This window comes from Gammaproteobacteria bacterium (assembly GCA_034522055.1).
Lineage (GTDB): Bacteria > Pseudomonadota > Gammaproteobacteria > JAABTG01 > JAABTG01 > JAABTG01.
The window spans coordinates 16,708-37,787 of the sequence record JAXHLS010000002.1; the positions used below are offsets into that span (position 1 = coordinate 16,708).

General features: G+C 63.6%; 26 protein-coding genes, 1 tRNA gene and 1 pseudogene. 16 read left to right on the plus strand and 12 right to left on the minus strand.

Annotated elements, in window-relative coordinates; genetic code table 11:
* Nucleotides 1-92 precede the first annotated feature (92 nt).
* Nucleotides 93-1,208, plus strand: a complete 1,116-nt coding sequence (locus U5S82_00270; GenBank protein ID MDZ7750114.1) for an integrase family protein — start codon at nt 93-95, stop codon at nt 1,206-1,208.
* Here the strand turns inward: U5S82_00270 and U5S82_00275 are convergent, their stop codons facing one another.
* Genes U5S82_00275 through U5S82_00285 form a run of 3 tightly spaced genes read right to left on the minus strand, consistent with a single transcriptional unit; the run spans nt 1,209 to nt 4,383 of the window.
* Complete coding sequence (locus U5S82_00275) at nt 1,209-2,204, minus strand: site-specific integrase (GenBank protein MDZ7750115.1); 996 nt, start codon at nt 2,202-2,204, stop codon at nt 1,209-1,211.
* The gene (locus U5S82_00280) at nt 2,201-3,142 is read right to left on the minus strand and encodes a tyrosine-type recombinase/integrase (protein MDZ7750116.1); all 942 of its coding nucleotides are present in this window, start codon (nt 3,140-3,142) and stop codon (nt 2,201-2,203) included. Before U5S82_00280 ends, U5S82_00275 begins: the two co-directional genes overlap by 4 nt.
* Nucleotides 3,139-4,383, minus strand: coding sequence for a site-specific integrase (locus U5S82_00285; GenBank protein MDZ7750117.1), 1,245 nt, complete (start codon nt 4,381-4,383; stop codon nt 3,139-3,141). Before U5S82_00285 ends, U5S82_00280 begins: the two co-directional genes overlap by 4 nt.
* 180 nt (nt 4,384-4,563) lie before the next feature.
* Between U5S82_00285 and U5S82_00290 the strand changes: the two are divergent.
* The 15 genes and pseudogenes from U5S82_00290 to U5S82_00360 all read left to right on the plus strand — a co-directional run bounded on the left by U5S82_00290 (nt 4,564) and on the right by U5S82_00360 (nt 12,183).
* Nucleotides 4,564-4,710 (plus strand): annotated as a pseudogene (locus U5S82_00290) (tyrosine-type recombinase/integrase).
* Nucleotides 4,710-5,207, plus strand: coding sequence for a hypothetical protein (locus U5S82_00295; GenBank protein ID MDZ7750118.1), 498 nt, complete (start codon nt 4,710-4,712; stop codon nt 5,205-5,207). The pseudogene U5S82_00290 and the gene U5S82_00295 overlap by 1 nt, the downstream one beginning before the upstream one ends.
* Before the next feature lie 72 nt (nt 5,208-5,279).
* Nucleotides 5,280-5,468 carry a helix-turn-helix domain-containing protein gene (locus tag U5S82_00300; GenBank protein ID MDZ7750119.1) on the plus strand — a complete coding sequence of 63 codons (189 nt, stop codon included), beginning with the start codon at nt 5,280-5,282 and terminating at the stop codon, nt 5,466-5,468.
* Nucleotides 5,469-5,502: 34 nt separating this feature from the next.
* Nucleotides 5,503-6,843, plus strand: a complete 1,341-nt coding sequence (locus tag U5S82_00305; protein ID MDZ7750120.1) for a phage/plasmid primase, P4 family — start codon at nt 5,503-5,505, stop codon at nt 6,841-6,843.
* Nucleotides 6,844-6,978: 135 nt separating this feature from the next.
* On the plus strand, nt 6,979-7,170 hold the full coding sequence (locus U5S82_00310; GenBank protein MDZ7750121.1) for a hypothetical protein: 192 nt from the start codon (nt 6,979-6,981) through the stop codon (nt 7,168-7,170).
* 141 nt (nt 7,171-7,311) lie between these two features.
* The gene (locus tag U5S82_00315; GenBank protein MDZ7750122.1) at nt 7,312-7,617 is read left to right on the plus strand and encodes a hypothetical protein; all 306 of its coding nucleotides are present in this window, start codon (nt 7,312-7,314) and stop codon (nt 7,615-7,617) included.
* 27 nt (nt 7,618-7,644) lie between these two features.
* Nucleotides 7,645-8,136 carry a hypothetical protein gene (locus tag U5S82_00320; protein MDZ7750123.1) on the plus strand — a complete coding sequence of 164 codons (492 nt, stop codon included), beginning with the start codon at nt 7,645-7,647 and terminating at the stop codon, nt 8,134-8,136.
* A complete protein-coding gene (locus tag U5S82_00325) occupies nt 8,136-9,272 on the plus strand; it encodes a phage major capsid protein (protein ID MDZ7750124.1) in 1,137 nt (378 codons plus the stop codon). Before U5S82_00320 ends, U5S82_00325 begins: the two co-directional genes overlap by 1 nt.
* A 150-nt stretch (nt 9,273-9,422) precedes the next feature.
* Nucleotides 9,423-9,602: a hypothetical protein gene (locus U5S82_00330; GenBank protein ID MDZ7750125.1), complete on the plus strand. Its 180-nt coding sequence runs from the start codon at nt 9,423-9,425 to the stop codon at nt 9,600-9,602.
* A gap of 14 nt (nt 9,603-9,616) precedes the next feature.
* Nucleotides 9,617-10,708 (plus strand): hypothetical protein, encoded by a 1,092-nt coding sequence (locus tag U5S82_00335; protein MDZ7750126.1) that lies wholly within the window; start codon nt 9,617-9,619, stop codon nt 10,706-10,708.
* 4 nt (nt 10,709-10,712) lie between these two features.
* Nucleotides 10,713-10,976: a hypothetical protein gene (locus U5S82_00340; protein ID MDZ7750127.1), complete on the plus strand. Its 264-nt coding sequence runs from the start codon at nt 10,713-10,715 to the stop codon at nt 10,974-10,976.
* Nucleotides 10,977-11,138: 162 nt separating this feature from the next.
* Complete coding sequence (locus U5S82_00345) at nt 11,139-11,408, plus strand: hypothetical protein (protein ID MDZ7750128.1); 270 nt, start codon at nt 11,139-11,141, stop codon at nt 11,406-11,408.
* Nucleotides 11,409-11,492: 84 nt separating this feature from the next.
* Nucleotides 11,493-11,702 (plus strand): hypothetical protein, encoded by a 210-nt coding sequence (locus tag U5S82_00350; protein MDZ7750129.1) that lies wholly within the window; start codon nt 11,493-11,495, stop codon nt 11,700-11,702.
* 53 nt (nt 11,703-11,755) lie between these two features.
* Nucleotides 11,756-11,977 carry a hypothetical protein gene (locus U5S82_00355; GenBank protein ID MDZ7750130.1) on the plus strand — a complete coding sequence of 74 codons (222 nt, stop codon included), beginning with the start codon at nt 11,756-11,758 and terminating at the stop codon, nt 11,975-11,977.
* A gap of 53 nt (nt 11,978-12,030) precedes the next feature.
* Nucleotides 12,031-12,183 (plus strand): hypothetical protein, encoded by a 153-nt coding sequence (locus U5S82_00360; GenBank protein ID MDZ7750131.1) that lies wholly within the window; start codon nt 12,031-12,033, stop codon nt 12,181-12,183.
* Nucleotides 12,184-13,019: 836 nt separating this feature from the next.
* On the opposite strand, the gene U5S82_00365 is transcribed toward U5S82_00360, so the two are convergent.
* The 9 genes from U5S82_00365 to thrS form a co-directional block, all read right to left on the minus strand.
* Nucleotides 13,020-13,096: transfer RNA gene (locus tag U5S82_00365), tRNA-Pro, on the minus strand.
* A 122-nt stretch (nt 13,097-13,218) separates the two neighbouring features.
* On the minus strand, nt 13,219-13,575 hold the full coding sequence (locus tag U5S82_00370) for a MerR family transcriptional regulator (GenBank protein MDZ7750132.1): 357 nt from the start codon (nt 13,573-13,575) through the stop codon (nt 13,219-13,221).
* The gene (gene ihfA, locus U5S82_00375; protein MDZ7750133.1) at nt 13,550-13,855 is read right to left on the minus strand and encodes an integration host factor subunit alpha; all 306 of its coding nucleotides are present in this window, start codon (nt 13,853-13,855) and stop codon (nt 13,550-13,552) included. Before ihfA ends, U5S82_00370 begins: the two co-directional genes overlap by 26 nt.
* A 1-nt stretch (nt 13,856) precedes the next feature.
* On the minus strand, nt 13,857-16,235 hold the full coding sequence (gene pheT, locus U5S82_00380) for a phenylalanine--tRNA ligase subunit beta (protein ID MDZ7750134.1): 2,379 nt from the start codon (nt 16,233-16,235) through the stop codon (nt 13,857-13,859).
* Nucleotides 16,236-16,255: 20 nt separating this feature from the next.
* On the minus strand, nt 16,256-17,272 hold the full coding sequence (gene pheS, locus U5S82_00385; GenBank protein MDZ7750135.1) for a phenylalanine--tRNA ligase subunit alpha: 1,017 nt from the start codon (nt 17,270-17,272) through the stop codon (nt 16,256-16,258).
* Nucleotides 17,273-17,403: 131 nt separating this feature from the next.
* On the minus strand, nt 17,404-17,763 hold the full coding sequence (rplT, locus tag U5S82_00390; GenBank protein MDZ7750136.1) for a 50S ribosomal protein L20: 360 nt from the start codon (nt 17,761-17,763) through the stop codon (nt 17,404-17,406).
* A gap of 12 nt (nt 17,764-17,775) precedes the next feature.
* On the minus strand, nt 17,776-17,973 hold the full coding sequence (rpmI, locus tag U5S82_00395; GenBank protein ID MDZ7750137.1) for a 50S ribosomal protein L35: 198 nt from the start codon (nt 17,971-17,973) through the stop codon (nt 17,776-17,778).
* Nucleotides 17,974-18,324: 351 nt separating this feature from the next.
* Nucleotides 18,325-18,852, minus strand: coding sequence for a translation initiation factor IF-3 (gene infC, locus U5S82_00400; protein ID MDZ7750138.1), 528 nt, complete (start codon nt 18,850-18,852; stop codon nt 18,325-18,327).
* Nucleotides 18,849-20,783, minus strand: a complete 1,935-nt coding sequence (gene thrS, locus U5S82_00405; protein MDZ7750139.1) for a threonine--tRNA ligase — start codon at nt 20,781-20,783, stop codon at nt 18,849-18,851. Before thrS ends, infC begins: the two co-directional genes overlap by 4 nt.
* Nucleotides 20,784-21,080: the final 297 nt, after the last annotated feature.

Here is a 21,080-nt window from a genome sequence, read left to right on the forward strand (position 1 = left end):
TTTTCTCTCGCTTCCTTAACAATTGGAATTAACGCCAATTAAGGTCTAGGCTGTACGAAAGCATTACGACTGCCGAACAGGGGACCCCCACAATGCGGAAATTGCTCAATCAGAGGGTGGCGGATTCAGCCAAGCCCGAGGCCCGGCCATACGAGGTACGAGACACGGCCATAACGGGCCTGATCCTGCGCGTCCAGCCGACCGGGGCGAAGACGTGGAAGCTCATCCAGAACCGCAAGCCGCGCACCCTGGGCCGGATGCCGGTGATGACCCACGGCATGGCCGCCGAAAAGGCCATGGCCATCCTGCGCGGCGAAGATCCGGACGCGGCCCCCGAGCCCGAGCCGGAGCTGCCGGAGGCCCTGACTTTCGACCTGTTCCTGGATCGGCATTACTGGCCCTACCTCCGCTCTCACCATTCGCGCCCCGAGGAGTCCCTACGCTGCCTCAAGCGCTTCGGTCTCGGTGACAAGGAGCTGGTGGCCCTGCGCCTGGCCGATGTCGAGACCTGGCGCATCGAGCGCCGCCGGAAGGGCCGCAGTGACCGGACCATCAATCGGGACACCGCCACCCTGAAGGCGGCCCTGGAGCGAGCGGTGGAATGGGAGCTACTGCCCGAAAACCCCCTGCGCCGACTCAAGCCCCTGAAGACCGACAAGCGCGGCGTGGTCCGCTACCTTCACGGCGAGGAGGCGACCCGCCTCCTGGCCGCGCTGTCGGCGCGGGACACCAGCATCCAGGAGGCGCGGGAGAGCGCCAACCGCTGGCGGGCTGAACGCGGTTACGAGCTGCTGCCGAAGCTGGGCCCATACGCCGATAACCTGACCCCCCTGGTGATCGTTGCCCTGAACACGGGGCTTCGCCGGGGTGAGTTGTGGAATCTGGCCTGGGGAGATGTCGATCTGAAGCGCGGGACGCTCACTGTGAGCGGACAGGGCGCGAAGTCGAAGCAGACCCGGCATGTTCCCTTGAATGCCTCGGCCACTGCCGCCCTGAAGGCCCACAAAGGTGACGTGACCCCTCTCCCCTCTCTCCCGGTCTTCGGGCGGCATGAGTTCAAGACGGCCTTCGCGGCGGTGCTCAAGGATGCAGGCCTCGAGGACTTCCGGTTCCACGATTGCCGGCATCATGCCGACAACCGGATTATGCCGAATCGCGCTGCTGGAAAGCGGCTGGCGGCGCTCGGGCGGTGCCTCGAGTCGGCATAATCACAGGCTCTCGAGGAATGCCAGCAGCTGGTCGTCGGGGCGGTAGCGAGCCGGTTCGATCCCTCGGGGCGTGGTGCGAGACAGCGCCTGCTCCTTCAGGCGGAGGTCTGCATGGAGATACATCTGTGTCGTTTCCACGGACTCATGTCCCAGCCAGAGGGCAATCACCGATCGATCGATACCGTGCTGCAAAAGGTCCATCGCGGCGCTGTGCCTCAGGACATGGGCGGTCACTTTTTTGCGGCGCAGGGAGGGACAGCTTTGCTCGGCTATCTTGGCATGTTTTGCGACCAGGCGTTCGATCGCATCCCGGCTGAGTGGCCCGCCGCGGCTGCTGGGAAAGACTGGCTCTTGAGGCAAGCCGTTACGCTCTTGCAGCCAACTGCCCAACATGGCCGCAACTTCCTCACTCAGTGGTGTTGCGCGTTGTTTTCTGCCTTTTCCTAGGCATGTCACATGGGCCCCGGTTTCCAGAACGACGTCCTGACAGCGAAGTCCGATCAGTTCAGAAACCCGCAGTCCTGTCTGAACGGCCACGGTCAGGAAGGTTCGATCCCGGCGGCCGATCCACGTGGAGGGGTCTGGAGCGGCGATCAATGCATCGATCTCATCGCGGTGGAGAAACTCGATCAGCCGGCGCTCATGGCGTTTGTTCGGCATGGCCAGGACGCGCTGGCAAAGCAGCGCATGGGCGGGCTCCTCCAAAGCGACATATTGAAAGAACGAATGGATTGCAGCCAGGCGGGCGTTGCGGGTGCGCGCGCTGTTTCCCCGCTCCTGTTCGAGATGATCGAGGAACTGCCCGATGAAGGACGCATCGAGATCCTCGAGCCGCAGTTTCGAGGGCGCTGTGCCGAGGCGTTCTGCTGCGTAACGCAGAAGAAGACGGAAGGCATCACGGTATCCAGCGATGGTGTGTCCGCTGGCGCAGCGTTGCCGAAATAGGCGCTCCGTGAAAAAGGATTGAAGCATGGCGGGAAAGCTGTTGGCGATCATGAGCGGACCTCCTCGGCCTTCTCCATCAGGCGCTTGGTGGCCAACTGGAGGAGTTCCGGGACGGCCTCGAGATACCAGTAGGTCTCATTCACGTGAACGTGGCCAAGATAGGTGGCAAGCTTGGGTAACTCGTGCTCGACATCGACCCCCGCGCGGTACCATTGCAGTAACGTGCGGGCCGCAAATCGGTGGCGCATGTCATGAATCCGCGGTCCGCGCCCGTGACCCTTCGCGGCGCCGCGCAGGCCGATCCGTTGGGAGAGTTTCGCGAAGGTGTAACGCGCGCTCCACTCCGTGATGCGTCGACCACGCTCGGAGAGAAAGAATGCCGGTGTTTCCGGGCGGGGAAACACACGCGTTCTTTGCGTGTCGTAGCTTTCCAGCGCATCGCGGGTTGAGCGATGGACTGGCACCAACCGTGACTTGCCGAACTTCGTGCGTCGTATGGTAAGGATTCCTTGCTCCAAATCGACATCCACACGATCGAGCATGAGTGCTTCGCTTACGCGCATGCCCGTGACGGAAAGCAGGCCGAACAGCGTCAAGTAGCTGCGGGCTTTCAGGCCATTGGCGGAAGGCAGCCCTGCGGCGGCGCCAAGGAGCCGCTCGATCTCCTCATCGGTGTAAATGTAAGGAGGGTTACGGTGGTAGCGGTAAGGCAAGAGGCCATCCGGTGGGATCTCGGTGCGCGGATCGGTCACGCTGCGCCAGCGGGCGAAGCGACGCACCACTCCCAGGCGCCCCGCCCATGTGGCTAGCTGCGCGTCGCGGGGTTGTTCGGCCCAGCGAATCGCCAACGCTCGGGTAATATAGGTCGCCTCGTTGGCTTCCAGAAAGGAGACAAAGTTATGTAGCAAGCTCGCCGGTATCCGCAGGCCAAATCCCAGGCTCCGGCGCACGGCAAGATACTCCTCCAAAGCGTCACGTAGCTGGTTCATTGCCCACCCCCTATGTCCGGCCACGGTGGGGCAAGGGAGCGGAGACCGGAGAGGTCGACTTTGGCGTAAATCTCCGTGGTGTTCGGGGAGCGATGTCGGAGCACTTGGCCGATCTCGCTCATGGATGCACCCCCTCGGAGCATCTCCGTCGCCAGGGTGTGGCGGAGTAGGTGGGCGCCCTTGGCAGGCGGTTGGAGACTGGCGCGTTCCAGAGCGCGCCGAACAATGGTCGAGACGGTTGATGGCCCGGCGAAGCCCGAATGGGGTGCCTTCATGCGAACGAAGACCCGGCGCGAGCGGGTCTCGGGACGATCCCGACGCAAGTAGGCAGCCATCGCCTCTCCCGGTTCGGTGAGCAACGGTAAGCGCTCATGCACGAAGCCTTTCCCGCGAATCATCACTTCGCCGGCTCGCCAATTGATGTCATCGATTTCGAGGGCGACGACCTCGCCGGCACGTAGTCCAAGGCGGGCGAGGAGGACCAGGACCGCATAGTCGCGTCTCCCTGTCGCTGTCGTGCGATCGCAGCCATCCAACAGGCGTTGGATCTCCTCCGCGGTCAGGAATTTGGGAACGGACGACAAGCGCCAATCCGCGACGGCCGGCACACAAGCGGCCAGATCGATCTGGGTCTTCGCCTCGCGCAACAAGAATCGAAAGAACGAGCGCAGTGCCGTGACTAGAAGCTGCGCTCTTTTTGCGCCTTGGCAGCGAGCGTGGGTAAGGACGTAGGTGGAGATGTCCGATCCCGTCAGCTCCTCGATACGCAAGGGGCCGTCGCCGAAATGATGGACCAGAAAACCATGGGCAGCGGGCCGGTAGTTCAACACCGTCGCCGTGGTCAGGCCGCGTTCGGTTCGCAGATAGCGCTCGTACCGGCGCTCGAGCTCGGCCAGCGGCGAGGTGTCACAAACCGGCTCAGGAAACGGAATGACCCCCTGACTCTGCAGATACGCAACAAACCTTAGGGTGGTCGGCCTTTGACCTCGCTGCAGCTGTCCCAGGCGCTGCAACTCCTTCAGGAACCGATCGACAATGTGCTCGCTGAGCTGCTCAGCTGTGAGCTGCTCCTCTTGCAGCCACCAACCAAATTCGACGACCCAGAGAAGCTTCAATCGGACTGTCGACGAAGCGTAGGCTTCCTCGACCAGTGAGGTCGAGAACGAATCGAGGTGTTCCCGCAGCGGGTTACTGTGTAAGCGCTCGAGGAAATCGCCCTGTTTTAAGAACTCTTTGAGCATGTCTCTTCTCCTTCCTGACCCTATTGTCAGTCCGGAGAGATGACCGGATTATGCCGCGTCTGAAAACCGTGCTATGGCCGTAACTAGGCAAAACTAGGAGAGAAAAAAGCAAAGGATTGCCGATCACTCGGCATAATCCGGTTGTCGGCATGATGACGCTTATGCCGCGCGCGGCATAAGCGTCATACCTTCGCCTCTCGCCTGGTGATGGCAGGGGTGCCCCTCAATACCGTGCGCGAGCTGCTGGGGCACGCGTCGATAGAGATGACCCTCATCTATGCCCACCTGGCGCCCGATAACCTACGGGCCGCCGTGGAGGTGCTGTGATGAACTCCGTTGACTCGATGCGCCTCGATGACTTCCGAGAGGAGTTTGAAAGCGGCAAGCCGGCGGCCCTGCTCCTGGCAATCGAGTATTGCGCCGCCTGGTGCCTGGTCATGCCTGAGTGGGTGCATGCCGCCTATCATGATGCGATGGAGAAATGGAGCTTCGGCGAAGCCATGGACCTGGAGGATGCTTTCTCGCGGCCGTCCAAGCGAAGAGACAGGAACCATACTTTGAAGCACGAGCTTCGCTCAATCATCTTTGTCAGGGCTACACAATTAAAGGGCGAATCCGACCGTCCCAGCGGGAGGGATTTCTTCGAAGAGCTGGCGGACCGCATCAACGACGAATGGGCCAACTACTTCCACGACGAACATGGGACCGATCTCAAGCTGACCGCCGGCAAGGCAGAGCGGGAATATCGCCTCCAAATGCATGCCTTCTTCCCCGAGGACTACGAGCACCCGGACGCCTACAAGAAACGCAATAGCAGAAAATAATTACAAAAGTCTGGGCAGACCCGTGTAAGCCACAGAATTAATCTGGCGCTAGGTAATCACTGAGGTGCCGAAATGTCCGAGACATCCCCCCTTCCTGATTTTGAACGCGACCGGTCAGTGATCGAGACCTGCACGCTCCTGGGGTGCACACCCCCGACGCTCTACCGCCTGCTGAAGAAAGGCCAGCTTGAAGGCTATCTGGTGGGCCGCCATCGGCGAATCACTGCCGAGTCGATCCAGCGGCTACGCTCCGGAAAGTGACGCGTAGCGACGTGTTTCCCAGGAAACAGCTGCCGTGAGCGAGGTCGTGTCCCTCGATGAGGTGCCGAGACCGGACTGGCCGGATAAGGACGCGTCCCACCATGCCATCGCGTCCCACTGGCTGGCGCTCCAGGGTCAGCCCGAGCCGGTCGGGGCCGAGGGCGCTATTTGGTGCTGCGGGCAGCATGGCGTCTGGGAACGCATGCCCCTCGATCGAGTTGAGGTCCAGCTGGGGGCCTGGTACACCGATCGAAAAAATTGCCGCCGCAAGGCCGACTATAACGCCATCGCCCGGCACGCCTACGATATGGTGGCCGATCCCGAGTACTTTCCGGCGGGCCCCGTGGGCGTCGCCGCGGGTGACCAGTTCCACCGGGTTGACTCGGGCCAGCTGGTTTGCGAGGAGCTGCGGTGCGACCACCGCCAGCGGTTCACTCTCGCGGTCGAGCCTGGCGACTGCCCGACGCCGATATGGGACTACTACCTGGAAAGTGCTTTCCGGGATAGCGACCCTGCCAGAACGAGCGAGCAACAACGCCTGGCCCAGGATGTCATCGGGGCCGCGTTGACTGGACTGCTCCCGGCCCATGAGAAGGTAGTGCTGCTGTACGGACCGGGCGCCACGGGGAAATCCACCCTCCAGCGAATCATCAGCGCGCTGGTGCCGGACGCGTACACCACCGCCATCAGCCCATACCGGTGGGGGCACGACTATCACCTGGCGCCCCTGGCGCACGCCAGGCTTAACCTTGTTGGCGAGCTGCCATCAGATAACTTCATCCCCGCCGCGGATTTTAAAGATGTCACCGGTCGCGACCTGCTCACGGCGCGGCAGCCCTACGGGCGAGTGTTCCAGTTCCGTCCAAGTTGCTCACACATCTTTAGCAGCAATCACTATCCCTCGACGCGTGATCACTCTTCCGGATTTTGGCGCCGCTGGCTGGTCCTGGTGTTCGGTAACCCGGTGGCGGCCAACGACATGGAGCGGGACCTGGCCGCAGACATCATCCGGAACGAGCTGCCTGGCGTGCTGGCGTGGGCGCTCGAGGGCGCGGCGCGGGTGGTGGCCGCCGGCCGGCTGACGGCATCACGCGCATCCGATGACGCGCTCGCGCGCTGGCGCACCCATACCGATGCCGTCGCTGCATTCCTCGACGACGCCGCCGACATCGTGCGTGATGATCCAGGTATATGGACGCGCCGGTCATGGCTGTACGCGAGACATCGTGAGTGGTGCGCGGACTCCGGCCGGAAGGTCATGTCCAAGACCCTCTTCTTTGAGCGGCTCGATGGGCTGGGGTACCGCACCAAAAAGCGCGATGGCTACGACGTGGTGGAGGGTATCCGGCTCCTACCCTCGGAGCCGCCCCTATGACCCCGACCCCCGAAGTGGAAAAAGTGGGTTATCACAGGGCTATAACTCTCTACGCGCGCACGCGCGCGCATACCCTCTTCCATGTACACCTCCACTTTTTCCACTTTATCCAGATGACCCCCGAGGAGGCACGCTATGCCTGAAAAAAATGACCAGCATGCACAGTATTACGAGATGGGCCGAAAAGACCGTGAACGGACGATGTATTTCCTCGAGCGTGACGTGCGCCACCTGGCCGCCGTGGCCAAGGACATATCAGCTGACTCAGGTTTGCAGCCTGGCTCCGTGCTAGTCGCGCTGGCCATGATCTATGGAGGACGGGAATGAGAGAGGGAGGGGGGGCAAGAAGTCAGCGATCCGGATGCTGTAGACCGATGTTCCCCCTTCGCGCGCATATGCGGGGGTTTTGGAGGGGGGGGGTGCTAATCAGAGAGCTAGTGATAACGCTTATCAACACGAGGAAAGACGATGACGATACAAGACACGAAGTACGGTGAGCATGGCGGCGACGTAAAACTGGCGTCGGCGGCGGCGCAGCTGCTGGGAGCCTGCGGCCAGCGGGCACAGGAACTCAATTCGCCGGCGGCCTGGAGAAACGCGGCCAAGATGCACGACGAGGGCCGCCTCTATCGGCGGCTGACCGTCTCCATGCCGTATGGCGGCCAGGATGTGCACCTGCGCCTAACTTTGCATGATCCGGAAACGGATGCCGTGGCGGTGGTCCTGTACGATGTCACCGGCGGGGACGAACCGACGCCCCCGGGCGCCGAGTAACGGCCCTCTCCCCGCCTGGTGCCGCCCTTGGATCTCACCGAGTTTCTCATGGAACACTTGCCCGATGGGCAGGAGCGTGATGAAGCCGTGCGCTTGGTGCGCCTGGGGGCGGCGATGGCCGCCCAACACGTAGGCCGGCGCACTGGCCATCTCCATAATTACATCCTGGATATCATTGGCGTCCTCGAGGCTCGGTCGGTTCGTCCTACCTTCAAGGCGCTTGTTCACGAACTGGAGGTTGCGGCATTGCGCCGGGATCTATACAGCGAGTCGCCGCGCCCGGTTGAACCGGTGGAAAGGGTAGATCACGAAGAGAAGGAGATAATCTTCCATGACCGGAGCCGCGGTCGTATCCCTGTCACTTTTCGTACGCTCCGCGACCACCTGACAGAAGCGAAAAAAAAATTAAAAAAAAATAATTCCCAGCATCGCCTAAACCCGGAATCCAATAATGTAGAGTTTGATCGATGCTGTGATTCACGCAGTACGAACCTACAACTTAAACGGGGTAAAAACTAATGTCGGATCTTCAGGAAATCAAAACACTCCTCGATGGCCAGGGCAAGGCCTGGGAGGAATTCAGGGACGCGAATAACGCGCGCGTCGCGAGTTTGGAAAAAGACCTGGTGGAATTAATGAAGCGGGCGGGCCGGCCCGGTGCCGGCGCCGCGGGCGGCCTCTCATTCGAGTCCAACGAACGTAAGGCCTCGTTTCTGGAATGGATGCGCGGACGAAAGTCCGACGGCGAAATCAAAAGCATGTTCAGCGGCAGCGATCCGAATGGCGGCTTCCTGGTTCCAAGTGAGGTTGACGACACCCTGACGAAGGCCCTGCGTGATTTGTCGCCCATGCGCCAACTGGCTCGCGTGGTCCAGGTCTCGACCAGCGAGTACGTCATGTTGCATTCCACTGGCGGCACGGGTTACGCGTGGGCCGGCGAAACTGAGGCGCGGACCGAGAAGGCAACACCCTCCTTCACCAAAATCACGATGACTCCAGCGGAAGTCTACACGAATCTGCCCATCAGCCAGGTCCTTCTCGAAGACAATGCATTCGATCTGGAATCGTGGCTTATCGAGGAGTCGGCCGAAGTATTCGATGCCGCAGAAGGCTCGGCGTTCATCTCTGGTGATGGTGTCAACAAACCGCGTGGCCTGCTGAGTTATCCCGCGGTCACCGCCGACGACTCGACGCGGGCCTTCGCGGAGTTGCAGTACATCGCCTCCGGTGCCGCCGGCGCGTTCGCGAGCACGAACCCAAGCGACAAGCTGATCGACCTGGTGCACAGCGTGCGGCCCCGGTATCGCCAGGGCGCGGCGTGGCTGATGAATTCCTCTACGCTTTCTTCCGTGCGGAAATTCAAGGAGACGACCGGTAACTTCATCTGGCGCGCCGGTCTGGAGTCGGCCGCCCCGGATACGTTGCTGGGATATCCGGTTTTCACGGACGAAAACATGCCTGACGTGGCTGCCGATTCGCTATCTATCGCGTTCGGCAACTTCATGAGCGGCTATACCATCGTGGATCGCAATACGACCCTGCTGCGAGATCCTTTCACCGGCCGGCCCAACGTCCTGTTCTATATGCGCCGCCGCGTAACCGGCGGTCTGCGTGACTCAAACGCGGTAAAGCTGATGAAGTTCGCCGCGAGCTGACCACTCCTGTGTGTGGGGGCGCTCTCGTTTGGCCCTGCGGCTTGTCACCGCGATCACGAGCGCCGGCGGGTTGCTGTTGCGGGCGGCCGCGGCCGGCATCTAACAACACCGGGGGACAGTGTTTCCCGGGAAACGAAAACAGGGGGCGTCATGAGGGGAGCAAGCACCAAGACGAAACAGGCCTTGATGGATGCGGCCGGCCGGGCCGTGACGGCGCGCCGGAAGGCTTGGTTCACATTCCGCGGCCGCGAGTACTTCGCCGAGCGCCGGACCTTCTGTGTTGCGGTCGATGACCACCAGGGCCGGCCGGTGGCCCTGCGATATATCTGACGGGAGATAGCATCATGGCAACAGCAGTTGCAAGTCTTGGAATCAGTTTCGTCGCCCGCACCAACAAATGGGACAAGGGGGCAAAGAAGATACTGGGCGACCTTAAGAAAGTGGGTCTCGCGGCCTTGGGTGTCGGGGCCGCATTCGGTGGCTTGATCAAGGCTTCGATCGATGTCGCCGACGCACTCGGCAAGGCCTCCAAACGCGCCGGCGTCACCGTGGAGGAGCTGCAAGCCCTACGCTTCGCCGCGGAGCGTAGCGGTTCGAGCGCCGAAACGATGGACCGGGGCCTGGCGACCCTCTCCAAGCGCCTCGGTGAAGCGAAGCTGGGGACGGGTGCGCTTGCCAGCTTCCTCGGGAGGTACGACCAGAGCCTGCTGGACGCTCTCGTGAACACCACCAGCACCGGCGAAGCCGTGAACCTGTTGGCCGATGCCATGCAGGACGCCGGGACTCAGGCCGACCGTAACGCGATTGCCGCGGCGGCGTTCTCCAAATCCCTGGGGCTGGACCTGGTGCTGGCGCTCCAGGGCGGCTCCGAAGGCCTGCGCGAGTTCGACAAAGAGGCCCGGAAGACTTCGCGCTTCATGACCAAGCAGATGGTGGAAGACTCCGAAAAAGCAGGAGACGCTTTCGATAACCTGGCCCACTCGATCAAGGGGACCGCCTTTGCCATGGGAGCCACCTTCGCGGACGAACTGGCAGCCACTGCGGATTTTCTCCGCACGGCGCTCCCGAATGCCATCAAGGCCGCCGCGGCAACATTCCTCACCCTCGTCCGCGTCGCGGCGGCGAGCGCGGCCGCCATTAAGCAGTTCTTCTCCGGAAATTTCGCCGGCGCCGCGGAGCTCGGCAGCCTCACCTTCGGCGATATTTTTAAGCAAGCCGTGGATGACGTGGACAAGGCTTTCGCCCGGCCCGAATCAGGCCAGGGGAGTGGATCGGCCGGCGCGAGTGGCGAAAGCCAAAAGGACAGCGAGGCCGCGGCCGCCACCGCTCAGGCGACGACGGAGATGCGCGGACTCATGGAAAGGCAAAATGAACTTAGCAGTCAGGTAGTGGATGGCATCCGCCAGATCACCAACCAGCCCGCGGTGGCCGGATGAACTCATGACGGCCGCGACTGTGGTTCCCCTGCGGCGGCGGCCTGGTACCGAGACTGTGGCGGGTATGTGCGACCGGAAAGAGCGGGAGGCGATGCGCGTGCTCGAGGGGAACGACTCCCACCCCGCCGTGGTCCTCGGCTCCCTGGCCGAGCTGCTGCGGATGGCCGCCGAGTCGGCCCGCCAGCGTGGCGCCCATCCGGATTACGTGGAGGACCTGGCTTACTTCGCTGGCATCGCCGCGGCGGGCGCGAAGCTGAATCAGGAATAGCGCTCGCTACCGCAAAAACTGGATAGCGCGTGCTAAACCACCTGGCCCGCCGGCTGGGGTACTATCGAACCTGGGGACGGGACACCTCCCCATAAGCGGGCCCCGGGAGTGTTGCACCACTGCCCGGGGACCTGACCATGACAACCTACACAGGAGGCCACCATGGCTGATTCCGATCGTAACACCCTCCCCATTGAACCCATTACCCCCGCCGAGCTGAGCAATTCGGCTGGTGACGCTGCGGGCCAAGTCACCTTCGTGGCGGGCGCCCTGCAGGTGCTGGCGGATCACCTATTCGAGTACGGCAGCGAAGACGCGGAACGCGTGGCGGGCAGCATCGTGCTGCTCCGTGAAGAACTCGAGCGCGTTTCGAAATCTCTGGAGTCCATGTCGGGCCAGGCCGACCTGGCGCACCGGGCGAAATTATTTTGAAACTAGGCTTGACTCTATTCTTAATAGCGTCTAGACTCTATTCAAAGGTAAGGGAAAGGCCCGAGCCGAACAGGAGAAGCCCAGATGAAAAATCAGATCGCGGAAATGGTGAAGGTGGTGGCGGACTGCGAAGGAGTGGAATTCGACGCAATCAAGTGGATCGTCATCGAAGGCCAGGACGTTCTTAGCGTGGACGTGGGCACCGAGCGGCAGGAGTTCCCGGCCCGGGGCCAGGACGAGCAGGACTACCGGGACGCAGGACTGGCGGCAGCGGAGTGGCTGCAGGAGGCCTGAGGCCAGACAACCAGCCGGCGGGGTGACCCGCCGGCAGGAAAGGAGATAGAGCGATGACACCGAACAACGTAGGCACGACCCTCAGTGATATGTTCGAGGATGCCATGGGCAACGTGGACCACCTCCGGGAGCTGGTGCGGGACACCGACCCCCCGGCGCTCAAGACCCTCGCCGAGGAGATGGCGGAGTTCCTGGAGGAGCAGGAACTGGCCCGCCAGGCGAAGGCCGAGGAGCTACTGGCCCGCCCCGAGGCCCGGGTGGAGTTGGAAGCGTGACCCGAGGCGGCAAACGGGAAGGGGCAGGGAGGCCCCCGGGAGACCCGGACCTTGTGAAGATACCCCTGGCCACCAAGCTGCCGGCCTGGCTGGTGGCGTGGCTCCGGGAGCAGGACGAGCCCATAGCCGTCCTGATCGAGGAGGCACTGGTGAAGACGCACAAGCTGCAGGGGCCGCGGAGTGGTTCCAGGAGGAAGGGGGCATGATAGGCGCTACGTATTACCCGCCTGCGCAGATTCCGGTTCGTGTCCCCGATTGGTTGGATCACCTGCACCCGCACGACCGTTGGGAGATTGCCTATCATGAGTCCGGGCATATTATTGCCCACCTGGCCGTGGGGCTGGGAACACCGCTCGAGGCATTCATTGAGCCCGCCGGATCTTCGCTTGCTCATGTTCGAACCAATGTGACCCCGCATTTCCGAGGCGCTCAGTATGCGGTCTACGCCATTGCCGGCGCAGTGTGCGAGGCGCTCGTAATGTGCGCCGGCGGTCCCTCCCCACGAGGGCGACGGCCCCGGCAATTTCCGATGGACTCGGAAGTGGAGGGGGCCGTGGAATCTGTCGTTTGTCGCTGGGACATGGGGGGCCTCAGCGGCACCGACGCGGAGGGCATCGAGCAGTGGGTTCAAGGCGACGAGGGCCGGTGTGAGCAGGTTGCCGAGGAGGCCGCCCGGATGCTGGTGGGTAATTGGGCTGCGGTTCGGGTAACGGCCCGCCTGTTGTGGGCACAGGGATGGTTGTCGAGAGACGATATTTTCTCAGTCACTCGATCGCCAATGTAGGCGCCCCGGGAAAAGCCCCGCCTCGGCGGGGTTTTTTTGTGCCCCTGGAAAAGCTGGCGGGCATCCTGAGGCGCCCGGCCTCGGTCCCGGTGGGGCTTGTAGCAGCCTTGCCGCCGCGGGCGGCCCTGGGGCCGCTTCTGGCGTTGCCCCACTGGCCCGCCGCCTCCAGGCGGGTGATGGAGGCTTTACAGCGGCTTTACAGCGGCCTTTTTGACTTCTGAGCACCTTGGGAAAACTCGCCTAAGTGCTTGTTTTTATTGGTCGGAGCGGGGAGATTCGAACTCCCGACCCCCACAACCCCATTGTGGTGCGCTACCAAGCTGCGCTACGCTCCGATTGAATTACCGCCGCGGGAGGGAACCGCGGGTCTTGCTTGAAGGCGCCGTAGATTACAGGGAAGGTGGCGCCAAGTCCACGGCTTTTGCGCGAAACCCTGCCGTACCCCGGCCCCTGCCGCCTAGCGCTTGAGGATGGCGACGATCTCCTCGAGTTCCGCCCGCAGCTGTCTGATGATCTGTTGGCTCTGATTAACATCCTCCTTGGCGTCTTCGCCCGACAGGCGCTGGCGTGCGCCGCCGATGGTGAAGCCGTTCTCGTAGAGCAGGCTGCGGATCTGGCGGATGAGGATTACATCCTGGCGCTGATAGTAGCGGCGATTGCCCCGGCGTTTCAGGGGCTTGAGCTGGGGGAATTCCTGCTCCCAGTAACGCAGCACGTGGGGCTTCACTCCGCACAGTTCGCTGACTTCACCGATAGTGAAATACCGTTTGCCCGGAATGGGGGGGAGCTCATTCCCGCTCGATGGATCCAGCATATGCTTCCACGCGTGTTTTTAGTTTTTGTCCGGGACGGAAGGTCACCACGCGGCGGGCGGAGATGGGGATCTCCTCGCCCGTCTTGGGGTTTCTGCCGGGGCGTTCGTTCTTGTCTCTGAGGTCGAAGTTGCCGAAGCCGGACAACTTCACCTGGTGTCCCTTGGCGAGGGCGGCCCGGACCTCATCGAAGAAGGATTCCACCATCTCCTTGGCTTCCCGCTTGTTGAGGCCCAGTTCCTCGAACAGTCTTTCGGCCATCACGGCCTTGGTCAACGCCATACTACCCTCTCAATCTGCCACCCAGTTCGCGCTCCAGGGCCAGCACCACACGGCCCAGGATGGAATCCACCTCTTCGTCCGTGAGGGTTTTGTCCGGTGCCTGAAGCATTAATCCAAGGGCCAGACTTTTCTTTCCTGAATCAATATGTTCCCCGCGATATACGTCAAACAACTGTAAGTTTTTTAGCATATCGGAGGCGGCCTGTCCAATACATTCCCGCACATTCTGCGCGGTCACGGCCTCGTCTACCACCACGGCCAGATCACGGCGGATGAGGGGAAAGCGAGACAGGGCGTCATATCTCGGCAGTCTACCCGCCATCAAACGGTCAAGCAGCACCTCGAACACGAACACCGGTCCGGCGATGTCCAGGGCCTCCCCATGGGCCGGATGGAGTGCCCCCAACCAGCCCACCGCTTCGCCGTTGCGCTCGATACGCGCGCTCTGACCGGGATGCAGCGCGGCATGGGGATGGGCCACGAAGGACCATTCGTCACCGCAGCCGCCGAGGCCCAGCAGCGCCTCCACGTCCCCCTTGATATCGAAGAAATCCAGGGCCCGGGCGGATACGCCCCATTGCTCGGGCCAGGGCGTACCCGCGGCGATGCCCGCGAGCATCGGCACCTGCTCGGTGGTGGTGCCCTGACGGAAGCGCAGGCCAGTCTCGAACAGCCGCACCCGCGCCTGCTGGCGGTTGGCGTTGTAGCGCAATGCCCCCACCAGCCCGGGCCACAGGCTGGTGCGCATCACCGCCATTTCCGATGAGATGGGGTTGGCCAGGGCGATGGGCGGATGCTCGGGATCCAGCAGGGCCTGGAGTCGCGGATCCACGAAGCTGAAGGTGATGGCCTCCTGGTAGCCCCGCGCGATGAGGGTGCGCTGGATGGTGTCCAGGGGCACCTGCTCCTCCTCGTCGCGGCTCACCTCCAGGCCCGCCTCGGGCGTGGTGGAGGGGATGCGGTCATAGCCCACCACCCGGGCGAGTTCCTCGATGAGGTCCGCCTCGATGGTGAGGTCGAAACGATAGCTGGGGGCCGTCACCTGCCAGCGGCCGTCGTCACCCGTCACGGCGCAGCCCAGGCGCTCGAGGATGTCGATGACCTCACCCGCCGGCACCGTCGTGCCCAGCAGGCGTTTGATGCGCTCGCCCCGCAAGGGTATCGGTGCCCGTACCGGCAGATGGGCCCCGGAGACCACTTCCACCACCGGGCCGGCCATGCCGCCGGCGATGTCCAGCACCAGCCGGGTGGCGCGCTCCACGGCCCGGCGCTGCAGTTCCGGGTCCACCCCACGCTCGAAGCGATGGGAGGAATCGGTGTGCCTGCCATAGGCCCGGGCCTTGCCGGCGATGGCCAGTGGCGCGAAGAAGGCGCTTTCGAGAAAGATATGTCGGGTCCCCTCCCCCACGGCGCTGGGGAGCCCCCCCATGATGCCAGCCATGGCCACCGGCCCGGCGCCATCGGCGATGACCAGGGTATCGGCTTGCAACTCCACCGTCTCGCCGTCCAGCAGTTCGAGACCCTCGCCGGGGCGCGCCATGCGTACCTCGATACCATCCCGCAGGCGCTCCAGATCGAAGGCGTGCATGGGCTGACCGAATTCGAGGAGCACGTAGTTGGTGATATCCACCAGGGCACTGATGCTGCGCAGGCCACTGCGGCGCAGGCGTTCCTGCATCCACAGGGGGGTGGCGGCGCCGGCATCCACATCCCGCACCACGCGGCCCACGTAGCGCGGACAGGCCTCGGGGGCATCGACCCGCACCGGGAACGTATCGTCGATGCCGGCCGCCACGGCGGACGGGTCCGGCGGCGTCACGGCGCTGCGGTTGAGCACCCCCACTTCCCGGGCGATGCCGGCCAGCCCCAGACAGTCGCCGCGATTGGGGGTGAGGTCCACCTCGATGCAGGCATCCCCCAATTCAAGATAGTCATACAGGGCCACGCCCGCCGGGGCATCCGCGGGCAGATCCATGAGCCCGGCGGAGACATCCGACAGACCGAGTTCCTTGGCCGAGCACAGCATGCCGGCGGACTCCACTCCCCGCAGCCGTGCCCGCTTGATCTCCATGCCGCCGGGCATCACCGCCCCCACCAGGGCGGTGGGCGCGCGCATGCCCTCATGCACGTTGGGGGCGCCGCAGACGATGGTCAGGAGGTCGCCCTGCCCCACGTCCACCCGGCACACCCGCAGCTTGTCCGCATCCGGGTGGGGCTCCACGGCCGTGACCCGCCCCACCACCACACCGTTGAGGGGGTAAGGCGCGGCGTCCTCCACGGCATCCACCTCGAGGCCGGCGGCCGTCAACTGGGCCACCAGGCCGCCGGTATCCACGTCCGGGGAGGTCCACTGTCGCAGCCATTTCTCGCTGAATCGCATTGCTTATTCCGGCCCGGGGATCAGGCGAACTGCCGCAGGAAGCGGAGATCGTTGTCGAAGAAGAGTCTCAGGTCGTTGACCTGATAGCGCAGCATGGCGAGGCGCTCCACCCCCATGCCGAAGGCGAAGCCGGTATAGCGCTCGTTGTCCACCCCCACGAAATCGAGCACGTTGGGATGCACCATGCCGCAGCCCAACACCTCCAGCCAGCCGCTGTTGCCACACACCCGGCAGCCCGCACCGCCACACATGACGCAGCCGATGTCGACCTCCGCCGAGGGCTCGGTGAAGGGGAAATAGGAGGGCCGGAAGCGCACCTCGAGGTCCTTCTCGAAGAAGCTCTTGAGGAACTCGTCGAGCACCCCCTTGAGGTCCGCGAAGCTCACGTTCTCGTCCACCATCAGCCCCTCCACCTGGTGGAACATGGGCGAATGGGTCAGGTCCGAGTCACAGCGATAGACCCGCCCCGGGGCGATGATCCGCAAGGGTGGCGGGCTGTTCTCCAGCACCCGGATCTGCACCGGCGAGGTATGGGTGCGCAACACCGTGTGGCTGTCGAAATAGAAGGTGTCGTGCATGGCCCGGGCGGGATGGTGGGCCGGGATGTTGAGGGCCTCGAAGTTGTGATAGTCGTCCTCCATCTCCGGCCCCTCCTTCACCTGGTAGCCGGCGCGGGCGAAGATGCGCTCGATACGCTGGAGGGTGCGCGTGATGGGATGCAGGCCGCCGTCGTGCTGGCCGCGCCCGGGCAGGGTGACATCCACCCGGTCGCGCTCCAGGGCGGTGTCCAGGGCCGCCTGCTGCAGGTGGGCCTTGCGGGCCTCGAGGTCGGCCTGGAAGCGCTGCTTGGCTTCGTTGATCACCTGCCCCGCCGCCTTGCGCTCCTCGGGCGGCAGGGCTCCCAGGCCCTTGAGTCGCTCGGTGAACTGCCCCTTCTTGCCCAGATAACGCACGCGCGCGGCGTCCAGGGCCTCCAGGTCGCCGGCGGCATCCAGGGCCTCCAGGGCCTGTTCGAGGATTTGGTCGATATCCGACATCGGTGCGTTCAGGTCTCTGCCTACTAATTAATTCGGCGCACCGCGGTGGCGCACAAATGATCAGGGGAAAGGCCTTGGGCCTCTCCCCTGCTGATACCGACCCGCGAAAGCCGTCCGTGGACGGCGGCGGATCAGGCGGCCAAGGCGGCCTTGGCCTGCTCGGCCAGCGCCGCGAAGGCCGCCTTGTCGTGCACCGCGAGGTCCGCGAGGATCTTGCGGTCCACGGTGACCTCCGCCTTGCCGAGGCCGTTCATGAAGCGGCTGTAGGACAGGCCGTTCTCCCGCGCCGCCGCATTGATGCGGACGATCCACAGGGCACGGAACTGGCGCTTGCGCTGCTTGCGGTCCCGGTAGGCATACTGCCCGGCCTTGATGACCGCCTGCTTGGCGACACGATAGACGTTCTTGCGGCGGCCGCTGTAGCCCTTCGCCTGCTTGATGATCTTCTTGTGGCGGGCGTGGGCGGTAACCCCTCTCTTGACTCTTGGCATCTCGTGGCTCCTTTAACTGTAGGGCAGCATGCGGGCCACCAACCGGGCATCCGCATCGTGCACCAGGGCGGGGGAGCGCAGGTGGCGCATCCGTTTCGTGCTCTTCTTCGTCAGGATGTGACGCCGGTGAGACTGGTTACGCTTGAAGCGACCCGATGCCGTGCGCGCGAAACGCTTCGCGGCACCGCGATTGGTTTTCATCTTGGGCATGACTTACCTCGTCGGTTTCTGATTACTGTCCCACCGGGCAGGGTATTCCCTTTCGTGGCATCCTCAGATGCCGCCCCGAGTGACCTTATTGTCCGCGGTGTAAACACCACGCTGGGCCCTGGATATGGGCGGGGCCCTGTCGCCGTCGACCTGCTTCGCCCGCCAGCGGGCCCCTACAGGCCCGGGATACCCTCCGCAGGAGCGCCCTCCTCCGCAGGAGCGCCCTGGGGCGCGAACCGGCCATGATACTCCCTTACGACCACCGGCGCTCGCGCGCAAGCGCACTCCTACGGCGCAGGGTCCCGCCCCGTTGGGGTCAGCCCTGCCTGCGCCCAAGGAAGAATGGCGCGTCTATTTCTTGGGGGCCAGCAGCATCACCATCTGGCGCCCTTCCATCTTCGGAAACTGCTCGACCTTGGCGATCTCCGCCATGTCGGCCTCCACCCGGTCGAGGATGCGTTTGCCCAACTCCTGGTGAGCCATCTCACGGCCGCGGAACCAGATGGTCACCTTGGCCCGGTCACCCTGGTTGATGAACCGTGTCAGATTACGCAGCTTGACCTGATAATCGCCTTCCTCGGTGCCGGGCCTGAACTTGACCTCTTTGACATGGACCTGCTGCTGCTTGCGCTTGGCATTCTGCTTCTTCTTGTTTTCCTCGAAGAGGTGTTTGCCATAGTCCATGATGCGGCACACCGGCGGATCGGCCTGGGGCGCTATCTCCACGAGGTCCAGTTGGGCCGCCTCCGCCTTCTGCATGGCCTCTACCAGCGGGATGACCCCCAACTGCTCGCCCTCGCTGTCCACCACCCGCACCTCGGGTGCGGTTATGTCCTCGTTTACCCGGTATCTAGACGTCTTTGTCGCTGTAATTGTCAGGCCTCCAAAACAGAGCGGCCGCGACACGCGATATCGGCTGCGAGCCGCTCGGCGAATGCCTCCAGGGACATGGTGCCGAGATCCTCGCCGCCGCGCGTGCGCACGGCCAACAGTTTTCCTTCGACTTCCCGGCCGCCGACTACCAGCAGGTAGGGAATGCGTTGTAACGTGTGTTCGCGGATCTTAAGGCCAATCTTCTCGTTTCTCAAGTCCGCGTCCACACGGAATCCCAAGGATCTCAGAGACTTTGCCACTGCCGCCGCGTAGGCCGCCTGATCGTCGGTGATATTGAGCACCACGGCCTGCACCGGGGCCAGCCAGGCGGGCATCTTGCCGGCATATTCCTCGATGAGGATCCCGATGAATCGCTCCAGGGAGCCCAGGATGGCGCGGTGGATCATCACCGGTACCTTGCGGCTGCCCTCCTCGGTGACGTACTCGGCCCCCAGCCGCCCGGGCATGGAGAAATCCACCTGCACCGTGCCGCACTGCCACACGCGGCCGATGGAGTCCTTCAGCACGAATTCGATCTTGGGGCCGTAGAAGGCACCCTCGCCGGGCTGCAGCTTATATTCCAGACCCTTGTCGGTGAGGGCCTGTTCCAGGGCCGCCTCGGCCTTATCCCACAGGGCATCCTCCCCCACCCGCTGGTCGGGACGGGTGGACAGGGCGAGCTGGATATCCTCGAAGCCGAAATCGCCATAGACCACCTCGGTGAGGTCGATGAGGGTGGATACCTCCTGCTGGAGCTGATCCTCGGTACAGAAGATATGGGCGTCGTCCTGGACGAAGCGCCGCGCCCGCATGAGGCCGTGCAGGGTGCCCGAGGGCTCGTTGCGATGCACGGTGCCGAACTCGGCGATGCGCAGCGGCAACTCGCGATAACTGCGCACCCCCTGGTTGAACAGCTGCACATGGGCCGGACAGTTCATGGGCTTGACGGCGTATTCGCGGTTCTCGGAGTGAGTGGCGAAGATCATGTCGCCGAACTTGTCCCAATGGCCGGACTTCTCCCACAGGGAGCGGTCCAGCATCTGAGGGGTATGCACCTCCTGGTAATCGTAATCAATCAGCTTGCTGCGGATGTACTCCTCCACCTGGCGGTAGAGCACCCAGCCCTTCTCATGCCAGAACACCATGCCCGGCGCCTCTTCCTGGAAGTGGAACAGGTCCAGGGCCTTGCCCAGCTTGCGGTGATCCCGCTTCTCCGCCTCCTCCAGGCGATGGAGATACCCCTTGAGCTCCTTCTTGTCCCGCCACGCCGTGCCGTAGATGCGCTGCAGCATGGGGTTGCGGGAATCGCCCCGCCAGTAGGCCCCCGCCAGCTTCATGAGCTTGAAGGCCTTGCCGAGACGCCCGGTGCTGGGCAGGTGGGGACCCCGGCACACGTCGAACCAGTCCCCCTGGCGGTAGATGGACACCTCCTCGCCCGCGGGGATGATGTCGTCGATGATCTCCACCTTGTACTTCTCGCCGAGTTCGCCGAATGCCCGCTTGGCCTCCTCGCGGTCCAGCACCTCCCGCACGATGGGCAGGTCGCGGTCCACGATCTCCTCCATGCGCCGCTCGATCCGCTCCAGGTCCTCGGGGCCGAAGGGCTCGTCGCGGGCGAAGTCGTAATAGAAACCGTTCTCGATGGCGGGACCGATGGTCACCTGGGTGCCGGGGTAGAGCTCCTGCACCGCCTGGGCCATGACATGGGCCGCGTCGTGGCGGATGAGTTCCAGGGCATCCTCCTCGTCCCGCGGGGTGACGATGGCGACCGCGGCGTCCTCGTCCACCCGGTAACCGAGGTCCACCAGCCGGCCGTCCACGCGCCCGGCCATGGCCACCTTGGCCAGGCCCGGGCCGATATCGGCCGCCAGCTCGGCGATGGACACGGGGGCATCGAAGCTCCGCTGGGAGCCGTCGGGAAGGGTGAGTGTGGGCATGGGTGATTCCTTGGTTCAGAGGTGACCGATACGAGGGGCCACTTGGAAAATGGGGGGTAACAATGCCTGCGAGCCCAGGCGGCCACTACCGCGGCCTTCACCCGAGCCAGCCTGTCGCATCCGAAGCCAGGTGAAGCTCTCCCTGAGAGTTCCACCCGAAGCGCGCATAGCCTAAGCGAGGCCCTGCGGCGCTGCAACACCGCGAAGATCTCCTGCGCTCTATCGAGTCGCTGGAAGCCGGCGCGGCGGGATGATCCTGACCCGGTTGGAGAATCTGTCCGCGTATCGCGCCGCCCA

Excerpts from the sequence above, each read along its gene's own strand:
- U5S82_00270 (MDZ7750114.1), top strand. The coding sequence starts at position 93 with ATGCGGAAATTGCTCAATCAGAGGGTGGCGGATTCAGCCAAGCCCGAG.
- U5S82_00275 (MDZ7750115.1), bottom strand. The coding sequence starts at position 2,204 with ATGATCGCCAACAGCTTTCCCGCCATGCTTCAATCCTTTTTCACGGAG.
- U5S82_00280 (MDZ7750116.1), bottom strand. The coding sequence starts at position 3,142 with ATGAACCAGCTACGTGACGCTTTGGAGGAGTATCTTGCCGTGCGCCGG.
- U5S82_00285 (MDZ7750117.1), bottom strand. The coding sequence starts at position 4,383 with ATGCTCAAAGAGTTCTTAAAACAGGGCGATTTCCTCGAGCGCTTACAC.
- U5S82_00295 (MDZ7750118.1), top strand. The coding sequence starts at position 4,710 with ATGAACTCCGTTGACTCGATGCGCCTCGATGACTTCCGAGAGGAGTTT.
- U5S82_00300 (MDZ7750119.1), top strand. The coding sequence starts at position 5,280 with ATGTCCGAGACATCCCCCCTTCCTGATTTTGAACGCGACCGGTCAGTG.
- U5S82_00310 (MDZ7750121.1), top strand. The coding sequence starts at position 6,979 with ATGCCTGAAAAAAATGACCAGCATGCACAGTATTACGAGATGGGCCGA.
- U5S82_00315 (MDZ7750122.1), top strand. The coding sequence starts at position 7,312 with ATGACGATACAAGACACGAAGTACGGTGAGCATGGCGGCGACGTAAAA.
- U5S82_00325 (MDZ7750124.1), top strand. The coding sequence starts at position 8,136 with ATGTCGGATCTTCAGGAAATCAAAACACTCCTCGATGGCCAGGGCAAG.
- U5S82_00330 (MDZ7750125.1), top strand. The coding sequence starts at position 9,423 with ATGAGGGGAGCAAGCACCAAGACGAAACAGGCCTTGATGGATGCGGCC.
- U5S82_00335 (MDZ7750126.1), top strand. The coding sequence starts at position 9,617 with ATGGCAACAGCAGTTGCAAGTCTTGGAATCAGTTTCGTCGCCCGCACC.
- U5S82_00340 (MDZ7750127.1), top strand. The coding sequence starts at position 10,713 with ATGACGGCCGCGACTGTGGTTCCCCTGCGGCGGCGGCCTGGTACCGAG.
- U5S82_00345 (MDZ7750128.1), top strand. The coding sequence starts at position 11,139 with ATGGCTGATTCCGATCGTAACACCCTCCCCATTGAACCCATTACCCCC.
- U5S82_00350 (MDZ7750129.1), top strand. The coding sequence starts at position 11,493 with ATGAAAAATCAGATCGCGGAAATGGTGAAGGTGGTGGCGGACTGCGAA.
- U5S82_00355 (MDZ7750130.1), top strand. The coding sequence starts at position 11,756 with ATGACACCGAACAACGTAGGCACGACCCTCAGTGATATGTTCGAGGAT.
- U5S82_00370 (MDZ7750132.1), bottom strand. The coding sequence starts at position 13,575 with ATGCTGGATCCATCGAGCGGGAATGAGCTCCCCCCCATTCCGGGCAAA.
- ihfA (MDZ7750133.1), bottom strand. The coding sequence starts at position 13,855 with ATGGCGTTGACCAAGGCCGTGATGGCCGAAAGACTGTTCGAGGAACTG.
- pheT (MDZ7750134.1), bottom strand. The coding sequence starts at position 16,235 with ATGCGATTCAGCGAGAAATGGCTGCGACAGTGGACCTCCCCGGACGTG.
- pheS (MDZ7750135.1), bottom strand. The coding sequence starts at position 17,272 with ATGTCGGATATCGACCAAATCCTCGAACAGGCCCTGGAGGCCCTGGAT.
- rplT (MDZ7750136.1), bottom strand. The coding sequence starts at position 17,763 with ATGCCAAGAGTCAAGAGAGGGGTTACCGCCCACGCCCGCCACAAGAAG.
- rpmI (MDZ7750137.1), bottom strand. The coding sequence starts at position 17,973 with ATGCCCAAGATGAAAACCAATCGCGGTGCCGCGAAGCGTTTCGCGCGC.
- thrS (MDZ7750139.1), bottom strand. The coding sequence starts at position 20,783 with ATGCCCACACTCACCCTTCCCGACGGCTCCCAGCGGAGCTTCGATGCC.